Here is an 11823-nt window from a genome sequence, read left to right on the forward strand (position 1 = left end):
GGGAACGCAGGTGGGGATTTTCTTGGGGACTTAGGGGTTGTGGCGGGCCGGGGAGTCATGCGCAGCCAGGTGCGCAGCAATGGTGGCGCGGAAAATTTCCGGTTGTTCCAGGTGTGAGCAGTGGCTCGCACCGGCAAAGACATGGCTTGTCACTGTTGGGATGGCTGACACAAAGGGTGCCCACGTTGCGGGGGTTGCCTCGTCGAATTCGCCTGCAACAACCAGCGTGGGTGCCGTGATCTGGGGCAGGCGGTTGATGACGCTCCAGTTGCGCAGCGTTCCGAGGATATGGAACTCATTGGGCCCGTTCATGGTGTGATACACGGTGGGCTCGGCCTCCATCTGCGCCTCACTGTCCACAAAGTCTTGTGGCATGGGGCTGACGCGGCAGACATGGCGCTCATAGAAGACCGCGGCTGCTGCCTTGTATTCACTGTGATCCACGGTGCCGGCAGCCTCATGCCGGGTGAGGGTCTCCTGGACGTCCGTGGGAAGGTCGCTCCGGAGCTCTGCGGCTGCTTCCATCCACAGCTCCATGGAAGCCGGCGAATTGCAGATGGCCAGGCTCGCCATCCCTTCCGGTTGGCGGACGGCAATTTCTGCGCCCAGCATCCCGCCCCAGGACTGGCCCAGCAGGTGGTACTGATCCAGGTCAAAGTAGGCCAGGAGGTTGTGGAACTCGTCCACAAACACCTGGGGAACCCAGAAGTCCGCGTCTGCCTCGGGTAGGTGGGTGCTGTTCCCGCAGCCCAGCTGGTCGTAGAGGATCACTGTGCGCCCGGTTGATGTCAGTTCTGCCAGGTTCAGCAGGTAGTTGTGGGCCATCCCGGGGCCGCCGTGGAGCACCACCAGTGGAAGAGCGCCTGGGACAGGGGCCTCGGGGGTCCATACCTTGGCCCAGGTCGTGGCGTTGCCAAAGGGAATCGTATGGGTTGTTGGTGTCGGCATCTGCAGTCCTTCGTCTCGATATGGTGACCATCATCACTTATAAATGGTCTATTTCCAAGACCATTTAGAAAATATGTAAAAGTTGGTGCCATGGGAGAACGCAAAGATGAGGACCCCGAGGGCACGCTGGCCGGTCCACTGGCACTGACGTCGCGTGCCGATGAGATCACCGACCGGCTGGTGACAGCCATCGCCGTGGGGGAATACCTTCCAGGGGCCAGGCTGCCCTCCGAGCGCGACCTGGCACAGACCCTGGGTGTTGGCCGGATGACTGTCCGTGCAGCCATTGGCCGCCTGGTGGACCAGGGCCTCCTGGAGACGCAGCGGGGCCGTGCGGGCGGATCCTTTGTTCGTGAGCAGTGGACCACCGCCTCCACTGCCTCGGTGCAGCGGACCCTCACAGCCCGGTGGGAATCCCTGCGGGACACATGCGAAGCCATGGTGCATCTGCATGGCAGTATTGCGCGGGCCGCAGCGGAGAATCGTACGGCCGCAGATGCTGCGGAGCTCGAAGAACGCCTTGCTGCGTACCGCACGGCGGAGTCTGGCCTGGCCTCACAGAAGGCTGACTCGCTGCTGCACACTGCAATTGCCGAAGCCGCCCACAACGTGACGCTGGCAAGGATCCTTCGCGAGCTCGAGGCGCAGATTGGGCTCGCGGCACCGGCCCACCTGTGGGGTTTTGCCGAGGGGATGCGTGCCATGGAACTGCGGGCCCTGGCAGATCACGAGGCCCTGGTGGAGGCCATCTGCGCGCAACGCCCCGCAGATGCCGGAACCATTGGACTGACCCACGCCCGGATCGACATTGAGCTGCTGGAGGCAGCTCTCAACAGGGCAGCCTCAGACGGAAGCAGCCAGGACTAGCGCCGCGGGGGAGCTCTCCTGGTGCTTAGCCAGCGGAGATCAGCTGGCGAAGATCAGCCGGCGGAGAACGTCGCGGCGTTGGCCAGGATTCCACTGAAGAAACGCATGATTTCCTCGCCCGCCATGATGCCCGTCTCCGCGGTGACGGTCAGGTTATCCCTGCTGAAACCGTCGCTGTGCAGTTCCCCGTGCGCGGGACGGATAGCCAGGTCCGCAACCCCAAGAATTCCGGCGTCCAGCCGGGAGTCCCCGGCAGCAACCAGCAATCCGGCCCCGCTCCGGCGTCGGACTTCATTAACTGCGGCTTCCTTGGTGATTGGGGCCGGCACGCAGTACAGCTTCCGGCCCTGGAGCGAGGTGGTCCAGCCGCGGGCCGCGCACCAAGCGGCAAGGCCTTCCAGATACGCATCCGACAGGGCGTCCCGGTCCACAATTGCGTAGGCAAAAAAGTCCTCCGCCGTCCGGACCCGCAGAATCGCCGGATCTGCGTCGCTGCCGGTCAAGTGGTCCAGGACGTGTTCCAGCGGCGCGCAATCGGCGCCCAGGGACCGTTGAATGTGGCGCGACCAGTCGGCATCCGGTGCGCCATTGTGCAGCAGGACAGCGCCATTGGTGGTCACCGCGTAGCCCTGCCCAAAACCGGGCAGGCGGACGCGCGAAAACTGGGCCACCGTTCGCGTGGTCACCGGCACGAACACCGTCCGCTTCACCAGGTCTTCGAGCAACTCTTCGGCAGCCCGGGTCATGAAGGACAGTGGTGCCGCGTTGTACACCTCGGCAACCACCATGCGGGGCGCCAGGGTATCGCTGGTTTTCAGGTCCATGGAGTTCGCCGAATAGATCAGCGTGCGGTCCAGATCGCTGGCCAGCATGATCGGGGCGGTGCTTGCGGGGTGACTCATACGTCCACCACTGCCTTTCCGTCGGCGCCCGTGGCTCCGGGCGTGTGAAGCGGGTGGATCAGTCCCACGCAGCTGTAGGCAAGGCCCGGGACGCCCTGGACCTCAACGCCGCGTTGTTCGGCCAGGTGCAGCACGTGCGCCAGTTCCGGCACGGCTTCTGGGCGGACCAGGACTTTCCACGGCACCCTGCGCAGCAGCACCCTGGTGGTTTCGCCCACGCCCGGTTTGACCAGGTTCACGTTGTTGATTCCAAAGCTTGCGCTGATCTCCTCCACAGCGGCCCAGCCAGACCAGTCCGCTTCCGGAAGTTCTGCAACAGTGCTGGGCGCGTTGCCCGCGGCCTCCAGCACCTCCTCCCGGACGGTGCCGAACTGCCGTGTGATGGCCGCAAGAAAATCGCGGGACACGTCGCTGCCGGCCAGCTCCGAGTAGAACTTGGCGCCGTGAAAATCGCCCGGCCTGATCAGGGCTTTGTTGAACACTGTGCGCGAGACCAGCCCGGAGACCGTCGAGTTCAGGCACGCGGAGGGAACCAGGTAGTCCTCCCGTGTGCCAAAGATCCGGACGCTGTGCCCGGGATCCGCCAGGACGGCGAGGTCGGGCCGGAAATCAGCGCCGTCCGTTGAGCGGAAAAGTTCGACGGCGTCAGCCAGTTCCCTGGCAATCGCACCCTTGCCGGTCCATCCGTCAACAAACATGATGTCCTCGGGGCGGTGCCGGGAGGCCAGGTAGCCAAGGGCTGTCTGGTCAATACCGAGTCCGCGCACAATGCTCAGTGCGTAGTGCGGCAGGTCAAGGCCATGGATTTCCCTGGCCCACTTTTTCATCAGGATCCCCACGGGGGTGCCCGCCCGGGCCAGGGAGACAAGCACGGGTGTGGTGCCGCGCAGCCTGAGGACCTGTTCGGTCAGCGTCCCAACCGCGTGGGCAATCCGGGCAGCGTTAGCCTCCAGCGCGGATTGGTAGAGCGCGCTGTAGTCAGCGGAGGGCTCGTATTCCTGGGGCAGGGATTCTGCGTAGCTGGCCTTGCCGGACTGGATGGCAGCCTCGCGTTCCTCCTTGGGGGCCTCAAGTTTGGCGAAGCTCAGGTCCTTGAGCAGCCACTGGACGTCCGCTGCAAGATAGGAGCCAAAGGCAGGCCCGGTCAGTGGCGTGGGGAAGGGCTCCTGGGCGTCCAGCGTGACCAGCCGGACGTCCCCGCTCACGGCAGCGACGGCGTTGGTTATTGTTCCGGGGGACAGCAGGCCAGCTTCTGCAGTGCCGGGCTCCGCCATGATCAGCACCGTATCGAAGCGACCCTCGGGGTGGCTGAGGTTGTAGGCGAAACGGGGGCCCTGCCCGTCTGCCGAGTCGCCGGCGCTGGCAAAGGCAACGGCGGACCGGATTGCGTAGCCAGGTGTATCCACGGCTGCAATGGGGGAGCGGGTGCTGGTGGAGTACCGGATGGTGTCGTCGGGGCGGAGCTGCTGCAACCGGGCGGCCACAGTAAGGGGAAGGGCCATGAACTCCTCGGTGGCCAGGACCAGGATGCTGCGCCCAGGCTGTGTGCCGGGGTTGGGTTGTGTGCCCGGATGGGTTTCGGTGCTTGAGTTGGCTGCGGTACTGGAGCTGGTTTCGGTGGTGGAGAGTGCCGCGTCCAGGGCGTTGGCAATGCGCTGGGCAACCTCCGGATCCGGGCGCCCGGCAACGCCAAAGCGCGCACTGCGGATCGGCGCCACGATGCCGCCCAGGTTCAGGTGTTCAAGGGTGCCTAGTACGGACTCTGGTGCGTTGCCTGGTGCGGCCTCCGATTCTGGCGGCGGGAGGGTAGCCAGCAGTGTTGCCGCATCCGCTGCAAGGTTGGCCGGTAGCTCGATACTGCCCTGCGCCAGGGCCACGGAGCTGATGTGCGTGCCGAGGTCATGTGCCAGCCCTGCCAGGCGGTCTCGATCCGCGGCAGTGCGGAGGTCCACCAGCGAGGCCACCACGTAGCGCCGGTGCGGTGCGGTGGCGTGGAGTTCGCGGATGGTGTTGATGATGGTGGCGCCGGTGCTCAGCTCATCGTCCACCAGCACTACCGTCTCGGCCAGGGCCAGTGCAGCGCGGCTGGTGGGCAGCAACTGGTGGGAGGTCGCGTGCGAATGTGCTTCCTCAAACGCACCGTACGGCGCCACCCCGTGACTTTCCTGCCGCGTTGAATGCAGGTAATACGTGCCCAGGTGCTCCGCTACCAGCTGTCCCAGCCCCGTGGCGGTTTCCGCGTACCCCAGCGTCACGGTGCCAGGGAGTTCAGGAAGTTCTGCTGCCAGCAGATCGCAGAGCGCGGCCACGGCTGCCTGCCTCCTCTGCCGGTCCTGCCGCTCACCCGCAGGGCCGTTTCCGCCGTCGGACGCCAGGAGCTTCCCCAGTTGATCAGCTGCCTCCTCGATGAGGGCGCCCAGCGCGTCCGTATCAGCCGGCTGCTGGAGTTCCCGGCGGACCAGGAAGCCCAGCAGCTGGCCTGCGGCGATCACAATCCCAGGTTCGGTGGGGACGTGTTTGGCCAGCACCCGGGAAACCAGCAGGTGGGCACGCTTGGGGTTATGCCGCAACGCCAACCCCACCAGCGCCTCGACGGGCAGCAGGCTCCGGGCTGTATCTGTGGCTATTTCCACGCCCAGGGCGTCCCGGATGTAGGCACCGCTCCAGGGCATGTTCGTGGGAAGGGTATTCACCGCATGCTCGCTTCCAGTAGTTCAACAAAACTGATGCCCGGATGGGCCACCCCAAAGGCCCTGGCCCGGAGAAGGGTGCGTTCCGCCCAGGCACGGTGCGGCTTGACCTCATTCATCTTGTTGCCGTAGGCGGAGGCCTTGACCCCGCCGTCGGCGTCGCCAACAATGTCCAGGGCGTCGAGGTATTCCTCGTGGCTCACCACGCACATGGCGTGCACCACCGGGACGTGGCTCGGGTGGATGACTGTCTTGCCCAGCAGTCCGTTGGCCAGGTCCAGCTCGATCTCCCGGATCAGGCCGTCCAGGTTATCCAGCAGGATCCGTTGCCGGAGGTCGCTCTCATTGGCTGCCTCAAAGGGGGTGGCACGCAGTTGGGGCCGCAGCACCCTTTCGGTATTGACGTAGTGCTCCCAGACCGGCCCGGAAATAACCCATCCGCTGGCAGTTCGGCCAAAGATGTTGACGACGTCGCCAATAATGTTCGCCACGACCTTGACGTTGTAGATGGTCAGGTCGCGGGACCTCCGCAGCCCGAAAGCACTGGACATGTCCGTTGCTCCGAGCCGGATGCTCAGCACCAGGTCCCGGAATTCCTCAACAAGGGCCAGGTTGTCGGTGAGGACCCGGATGCGGGATTCCACGTGTGTCGTGGAGGGGTCCTCAATGATGGGCATCACCATCAGGGGCTGTGGATGGGGTGTTCCTGTCCGGTTCGCTTCCGCGTTCAGGAGTCGAAGCGCTGCCAGGAAGGCGCGGCCACGGCCGGTCTCGTTTTCAAACTTGGGCAGGACAAACCCGTACACGGCATCCAGTGTTGCCCCGGCCCGTCGGCCAATGTCCAGCAGCTGCTCTGGAGTACGGCACCTGATGAAGATCAGGGGGAGTTCACCTGGATCATCCCCAGCCAGCTCGGCCAGGGCGCTGATCAGGTTTTCCTCTGCGGCCGGAACGTCCTTGTCCGGGACGGCGTCCTCAAGGCAGACCACCATGCTCAGGCAGCCGGCAGCTGCCTGTTTGCGGATTGCTTGCGGCAGCGAGCTTCTGGTGGCTGGCGTATAGAGGGTAGCGCCCAGCGCGACAGCCAGGATGGCAGGGTCCGAGGCACGTGAGAGGCGTTCCGGGTGCAGGTGCAAGAGCCGGTTCTTGATGGGCTCGGTGAGGGCTTTGAAGTGCTGCATAGTCCCCTAGTGGTTTCAGTGGTGCGCTTGGTGGATCAGCGCAGACGGACCCGTTGATCCAGCGTAAGGGTCATGGCAAATCCGAACATGGCCCAGATGGCCTCGTCGGGAGCATCCGCGGGGACAAACTCGGCCCTGATCTCAAAGATCTCGGCGATCCTTGTCACGTAGAGAACGCTCCGTTGGCCCGCGGCGTTCCGTGCCGCAACACCTGCTGCGGCGCCGTCGAACACGCCTAGGGTCTGGGACCTGTCCCCGGCAATGAACAGGGCGCGGCGCAGCAGGGCACCATGCCGCAGGGACACGATTCCGGCACCGTCCGCAATACCCACCAGCGGCCTGTTTCCGGGGGTGCTGACCGGGGCGCCCGCCTTCTGCCCATCAGACTGCTGCGCTCCTGAGGTGAAGTGCTGGTCCTCCCAGGCCACCGAGCGGGCTCCGACCACCAGCAGCGAGCCGATCGCTGACTGCCGGGCGTTGAGCCGGACCACTGGGTTTTCCGCACCCAGTTCGCGGATGCTGCCAAGAGCCGGTGCCGGGAAAAGCTTTGTTGCCACGGACTTTTTATGCCCGGCTGCAGCGGAACGAGCTGCCGCTCCAGCTGGGGACCCGGACGCCGGGCTGGGTGCTGGCGTACTTGCCGTACGGCCGCCCAGCGTGAGTCCTGTCGATGGGCCGGTGGGCCGCGCAGTGGCCGCGGGTGCCGCACTGGCCGCCGGGGCAGCTGTCCGCCCGGCTGATGGGCCGCCGTCGAGGGTTAACCCCAGCGATGGACCAGAAGGCTGCGCGGCGGAAGGCTGCCTGCGGCTCAGGTCCAGGGGTACTCCTGCGCTGGGTTGCGCGGTCCTAGCTGTCGCTGTTCCGCCCTGCGGCACGTCGGCCTGCACGGGCTCCGCCCGCACGGGGTTGGGTACGGTAGCGGGTTTACGGCGTCGGCTCAGGTAGGTAATGTCTGCGCGCATCCCTGTCCGGTTGCGGGCCATGGTCAGAGCTTCAGTCTGAAATCGGCCGCGACGGCGGCGAGTCCGGATTCGTAGCCCTGGCCCAGTGCGCGGAACTTCCAGCCCCCGGAGTGCCTGTAGAGCTCGCCCAAAATCATGGCGTTGATCCGGTCCATGTTCCCGTGCGGGACATCAAAACGGAGCAGCTCCCGGTTCTCGCCGGTGGCAACACGCAGGTGGGCGTGCCGGAGGGATCCGAAGTTCCCAGGCCCGCGCACGTCCGGATCGACGTAGAGGAGCACCACAATTTTCTGCACGGCATCAGGGACGGCAGCCAGGTCCACGTCGATCTGTTCCTGGTCCTCCGTGCCTGCGAAGGAGATGCTGCCCTCAGGGCTGGCGATCTGGTTGAAAAACACCAGGTGATCGTCGGAGAGGGCACGGCCGTCGGGCCCGCACATGATCACCATGGGAACCAGCTCGGCCTGTGGGCCGCGGCTGGGTATCAGGTCCCAGCCGATCCCCAGAAGCACTTTCTTCAGTCCGGGGTTTTCGACAGTGAGGGCGGCGTTGCTGCCCGCAACCATTGAACTCACGATTGTCCTTCCAGGTGGAGGCCGTCAATATTGAACTTGTCCTTCAGGAACTGGCCATGGACGGCCAGCTCGGTGATGGCCCCGGTGCGGACCTGGTTGTCCAGGTTCCGGACAGTTGAATGGAGCGTGCCCAGCTGCTCGGTCAGGGTCGCAGTGTTGGGCGAGTCATCGGTGCGTGCTGCGTCAGCGAGTTTGAGGTACGACTGCAGGGGAGACGGCAGGTAGTCGGTGATCACGGCGTTGAGGAGCACGCGCTGTTCTGTTGATGCGGAGCCGTCGGCAATGTAGTCAATGAGGTCACGGAGGATGTCCGCCAGCTGCAGAATCTGCGAGACAACAAACGGCGGGAGATCACGCCCGTTGGACAGCACCATGCGCCTGAGGTCTTCCAGGGAACGCGCGGTGGCGCCCAGCTCATCCTCGGGCTCTGATCCGGCAGGGGAGTCCGCCCCTGGAACGGCGGCGGAACGGGGGTCCGCTCCGCCGCCAAACAGCGACCCGAAGAATTTTGCGACCATAGCCAGTAGCCTATTGCGCCGGGCTGATGGGAACTAATTTCCTTCTTGCTGCCGTACCCGGTCCAGGTAGGGGCGGGACTTCTCCAGCCCGCTCTCAAGGGCCTGGACGGTACCTTCCATGCTCTTGTTGGCCTGCGAGCGGAACGTATCGATTGCATCCATGGTCTGGAACACGTTGTCGAATGCCTTCTGCAGTGTCTCCACGCTGACCCCGGAACTGGCTGCCTGCTGGTGGATCCGTGACGTCTGATCCTTGAGCATCTCGCTGGTCTTGAGGATCATGTTGTTGGTGGTGGTGTTGATGGCATCGATCTGGTCCAGGACCATCTTCTGGTTGGCCAGTGCCTGGGCCACAATCACAGCTGTCCGCAGGGCGGAGATGGTGGTGGTGCGTGCGCGTTCCACACCCTTGATCAACTCGGTGTTGTTCTTGCGGATCAGGTCAATGGCGAGGTAGCCCTGCACTGACACGGCAAGCTGCGTGAGGATGTCCTGGTGGCGCTGGCGGATCGGATACAGGACATCTGAATCCAGTTTGCCAGCCTCCTCAATCTTGCCCTCCAACCGCATCTCATCAATGCGGGTGACGGTGGCTGCGTCCAGTGCCTTGGCAAAAACCGCGTACTCGCTGAGCCCCTGCATGGTCTCCCACAGGGCGGTTTTTTCCTGCGCCAGGGACGCGTTGTCCTTGAGCAGTTCGTCCTGGCCGGACATCAGCGACTTGATGATCTTGTCGATCTGGGTCTGCGCGCTCTCATACTTCTGGAAGTACTTGGCGAGCTTGCTGCCACCGGGAATGATCCCCAGGATCTTGCGCCCTACGCTCAGGTCCGAGTTGTTGGGGGTCAGGTCCTCCACCGTGGAGCGGAGTTCACCCAGTGTTGAGGCAACCTGGACCTGGGCGCTGCTGCCTGACTTCTTGGCACCGGCCAGCGACGTGGAGGAACGCTCCAGGAGGCGGCTGGAAGTTCCTGCAGAATCCACCAACTGCTGTCCGGCAAGGCGGTTGATGCCGTCAATCTTGCTGGTGTACTCGGGGCTGAAGGGGCTCATTGCCGAGACTTCGGTGATGAACGCCCGTGCCTGCTCGTTGATCTCCTGCTGGCGTTCAACCGGGACCGGCACCATGCCCGGAGCGTCGTCCGCCTTGACGATCTCCACACTCTTGGGAGCATCGAGCACCAGGGGAGCTGATAAGGCTTCTGGCGGGGTAAGGGGAATGCTCATGGTCGCTTCTCTCTTCTAAAGTGTCGGGTGCTCAGCCGAGCTGGACGCCGAAGTCTGCTGCGATTCCAGCCAGGCCCGTGGCGTAGCCCTGGCCAACGGCCTTGAACTTCCACTCACCGTTGTGGCGGTACAGCTCCGAGAAAATCATGCAGGTTTCCGGGGCGGCATCTTCGCTGAGGTCGTAGCGGACCACTTCTGCATCCGTTTCCTGGTTGACGATCCGGCAGTATGCGGCGCGTACCTGGCCAAAGTTCTGCCGGCGTGCCTCTGCCTGGTCAATGGAGACCACAACGATGATGCGCTCAACGTGTGCAGCAACTGCGGAAAGTTCGACGGCGATTACCTCGTCGTCGCCGTCACCGTCGCCCGTTCGGTTGTCACCCTTGTGGACAACAGACCCGTCGGCCGTGGCGGGCTGGTTGTAGAAGATGAAGTCTGCCGAGCTGCTGACCTTGCCGTCTGCGGCGATCAGGAGCGCTGAGGCATCCAGGTCAAAAGCGTCGCCGGTGGTGGTGCGGGGGTCCCAACCCAGCCCGATCAGAACTTTGTTCAGTCCCGGATCCGTCTTGGTGAGCGAGAGGTTACTGCCCTTGGTCAGGGTCAATCCAGCCATAATTGTTCTCCTTGTGTTCGGTCCGGGTGCGGTGGTGGCCCGGGGTTACCGGGCCACCGACTTTCTAATCCAGTGAAATGCCGTAGTCGGTGGCAACTCCATGCAGGCCGGAGGCGTAGCCCTGGCCTACTGCGCGGAATTTCCATTCGGCGTTGTTGCGGTAAATTTCGGCGAAGATCATGCAGGTTTCCGCTGCTGCGTCTTCTGTGAGGTCGTAACGGACCACCTCGTTGTCGGTCTCCTGGTTCACAACCCGGCAGAACGCGTCACGGATCTGGCCAAAGTTCTGCCGGCGTGCCTCGGCCTGGTCGATCGAGACAACAATGACCACACGTTCAACGTCAGCGGGAACAGTGCTGAGGTCAATCAGGATCTGCTCATCGTCGCCGTCACCCTCGCCTGTCCGGTTGTCGCCCTGGTGGACAACGGAGCCGTCTGCTGAGGCGAGCTGGTTGTAGAAGATGAAATCGGCGTTGGAACCGACTTTGCCGCCGGTGCGGATCAGGAGCGCAGAGGCATCGAGGTCGAACTGCTCACCGGCGGTGGTGCGCGGATCCCAACCGAGGCCAATCATTGCCTTGCGCAGTCCCGGATCGGCTTTGGTAAGCGAGAGGTTGCTGCCTTTGCTGAGAGTCAGGCTGGACAAGAGGTGCTCCTTCACATTGGTGGTTCGTTCTGCAGGGGCTGCGGCCCCACGTATCAGGTGGTTACAGGGCTGACGCTGCTACGCCCAGGACATCGCCCGGTGTGCGGCCATTGGCGGGGGTACCGATTGCCTGGAAGGTCCAGGTGCCACCGGTCCGGGAAAGCTTGGACATGACCATGGCTGTGTTCTTGCCTGACTCGCTCAGTGAGTACCGGGCTACTTCGGGGCTGCCGGGGGCGGAGTCGTCGATCACGCGGCAGAACGCGTTGTCCACCATGTCGAAGGTCTGCTGGCTGTAGCTGGTGATGACAAAGACGATGCTCTGGACGGCCGGGGCCACGCCGGGCAGGTTGACCATCATCGTCTCGTCGTCGCCGTCACCGGCGCCCGTGAGGTTGTCGCCAGTGTGGCGGACGGCGCCGTCCTTGCTGGTGAGCTGGTTGAAGAAGACGGTGTCCAGGTGCTTGCCCTGGGCGTCAAACATGATGGCGGAGGCGTCGAGGTCAATCTCGGCGGCCTTTTTCATTCCGAAGAAACCCTTCTTGACGGGGGCGGCGGCGTCCCAGCCAAGGCCCAGGCGCACGTTGGTCAGGGACTCACCGTTCTGCTTGGTGAGGGACAGTGACTGGCCTTTTTGCAAACTCAAACCCATTGAATTACTCGCTTTCCTGGTGATGATTGTTTGGACGGTGTG

12 protein-coding genes are annotated in these 11823 nt (G+C 63.9%); 1 reads left to right on the plus strand and 11 read right to left on the minus strand.

All coding sequences use genetic code 11. The annotated features are described in order from the left end of the window. Positions 1-30: 30 nt before the first annotated feature. Positions 31-948, minus strand: a complete 918-nt coding sequence (locus QMG79_RS02925; RefSeq protein ID WP_283537061.1) for a proline iminopeptidase-family hydrolase — start codon at positions 946-948, stop codon at positions 31-33. 90 nt (positions 949-1038) lie between these two features. On the opposite strand from QMG79_RS02925, the gene QMG79_RS02930 reads away from it, so the two are divergent. Beyond that, positions 1039-1815 (plus strand): FadR/GntR family transcriptional regulator, encoded by a 777-nt coding sequence (locus tag QMG79_RS02930; RefSeq protein WP_283537062.1) that lies wholly within the window; start codon positions 1039-1041, stop codon positions 1813-1815. Positions 1816-1868: 53 nt separating this feature from the next. On the opposite strand, the gene QMG79_RS02935 is transcribed toward QMG79_RS02930, so the two are convergent. The 10 genes from QMG79_RS02935 to QMG79_RS02980 all read right to left on the minus strand — a co-directional run bounded on the left by QMG79_RS02935 (position 1869) and on the right by QMG79_RS02980 (position 11781). Continuing rightward, positions 1869-2717, minus strand: a complete 849-nt coding sequence (locus QMG79_RS02935) for an HAD family hydrolase (RefSeq protein WP_283537063.1) — start codon at positions 2715-2717, stop codon at positions 1869-1871. Further along, positions 2714-5410, minus strand: coding sequence for a phosphoribosyltransferase domain-containing protein (locus tag QMG79_RS02940; protein WP_283537064.1), 2697 nt, complete (start codon positions 5408-5410; stop codon positions 2714-2716). Before QMG79_RS02940 ends, QMG79_RS02935 begins: the two co-directional genes overlap by 4 nt. Beyond that, positions 5407-6588 carry an HpcH/HpaI aldolase/citrate lyase family protein gene (locus QMG79_RS02945; RefSeq protein WP_283537065.1) on the minus strand — a complete coding sequence of 394 codons (1182 nt, stop codon included), beginning with the start codon at positions 6586-6588 and terminating at the stop codon, positions 5407-5409. Before QMG79_RS02945 ends, QMG79_RS02940 begins: the two co-directional genes overlap by 4 nt. A gap of 35 nt (positions 6589-6623) precedes the next feature. Next, entirely contained in the window at positions 6624-7571 is a 948-nt protein-coding gene (locus QMG79_RS02950; RefSeq protein WP_283537066.1) for a hypothetical protein, read from the minus strand. Positions 7572-7573: 2 nt separating this feature from the next. After that, positions 7574-8116, minus strand: a complete 543-nt coding sequence (locus QMG79_RS02955; protein ID WP_283537348.1) for a TerD family protein — start codon at positions 8114-8116, stop codon at positions 7574-7576. 5 nt (positions 8117-8121) lie between these two features. After that, the gene (locus QMG79_RS02960) at positions 8122-8643 is read right to left on the minus strand and encodes a hypothetical protein (RefSeq protein ID WP_283537067.1); all 522 of its coding nucleotides are present in this window, start codon (positions 8641-8643) and stop codon (positions 8122-8124) included. Between the two features lie 33 nt (positions 8644-8676). Next, positions 8677-9870 carry a toxic anion resistance protein gene (locus QMG79_RS02965; protein ID WP_283537068.1) on the minus strand — a complete coding sequence of 398 codons (1194 nt, stop codon included), beginning with the start codon at positions 9868-9870 and terminating at the stop codon, positions 8677-8679. A gap of 31 nt (positions 9871-9901) precedes the next feature. Further along, positions 9902-10483 (minus strand): TerD family protein, encoded by a 582-nt coding sequence (locus QMG79_RS02970; protein ID WP_283537069.1) that lies wholly within the window; start codon positions 10481-10483, stop codon positions 9902-9904. A 64-nt stretch (positions 10484-10547) separates the two neighbouring features. Further along, positions 10548-11129, minus strand: a complete 582-nt coding sequence (locus QMG79_RS02975; protein WP_283537070.1) for a TerD family protein — start codon at positions 11127-11129, stop codon at positions 10548-10550. Positions 11130-11190: 61 nt separating this feature from the next. Beyond that, a complete protein-coding gene (locus tag QMG79_RS02980) occupies positions 11191-11781 on the minus strand; it encodes a TerD family protein (RefSeq protein WP_283537071.1) in 591 nt (196 codons plus the stop codon). Positions 11782-11823: the final 42 nt, after the last annotated feature.

The sequence above is a fragment of the Pseudarthrobacter sp. PS3-L1 genome, assembly GCF_030063285.1.
Classification (GTDB): domain Bacteria; phylum Actinomycetota; class Actinomycetes; order Actinomycetales; family Micrococcaceae; genus Arthrobacter.

Excerpts from the sequence above, each read along its gene's own strand:
- QMG79_RS02980 (WP_283537071.1), bottom strand. The coding sequence starts at position 11,781 with ATGGGTTTGAGTTTGCAAAAAGGCCAGTCACTGTCCCTCACCAAGCAG.
- QMG79_RS02955 (WP_283537348.1), bottom strand. The coding sequence starts at position 8,116 with ATGGTTGCGGGCAGCAACGCCGCCCTCACTGTCGAAAACCCCGGACTG.
- QMG79_RS02950 (WP_283537066.1), bottom strand. The coding sequence starts at position 7,571 with ATGGCCCGCAACCGGACAGGGATGCGCGCAGACATTACCTACCTGAGC.
- QMG79_RS02925 (WP_283537061.1), bottom strand. The coding sequence starts at position 948 with ATGCCGACACCAACAACCCATACGATTCCCTTTGGCAACGCCACGACC.
- QMG79_RS02960 (WP_283537067.1), bottom strand. The coding sequence starts at position 8,643 with ATGGTCGCAAAATTCTTCGGGTCGCTGTTTGGCGGCGGAGCGGACCCC.
- QMG79_RS02965 (WP_283537068.1), bottom strand. The coding sequence starts at position 9,870 with ATGAGCATTCCCCTTACCCCGCCAGAAGCCTTATCAGCTCCCCTGGTG.
- QMG79_RS02935 (WP_283537063.1), bottom strand. The coding sequence starts at position 2,717 with ATGAGTCACCCCGCAAGCACCGCCCCGATCATGCTGGCCAGCGATCTG.
- QMG79_RS02970 (WP_283537069.1), bottom strand. The coding sequence starts at position 10,483 with ATGGCTGGATTGACCCTGACCAAGGGCAGTAACCTCTCGCTCACCAAG.
- QMG79_RS02930 (WP_283537062.1), top strand. The coding sequence starts at position 1,039 with ATGGGAGAACGCAAAGATGAGGACCCCGAGGGCACGCTGGCCGGTCCA.
- QMG79_RS02945 (WP_283537065.1), bottom strand. The coding sequence starts at position 6,588 with ATGCAGCACTTCAAAGCCCTCACCGAGCCCATCAAGAACCGGCTCTTG.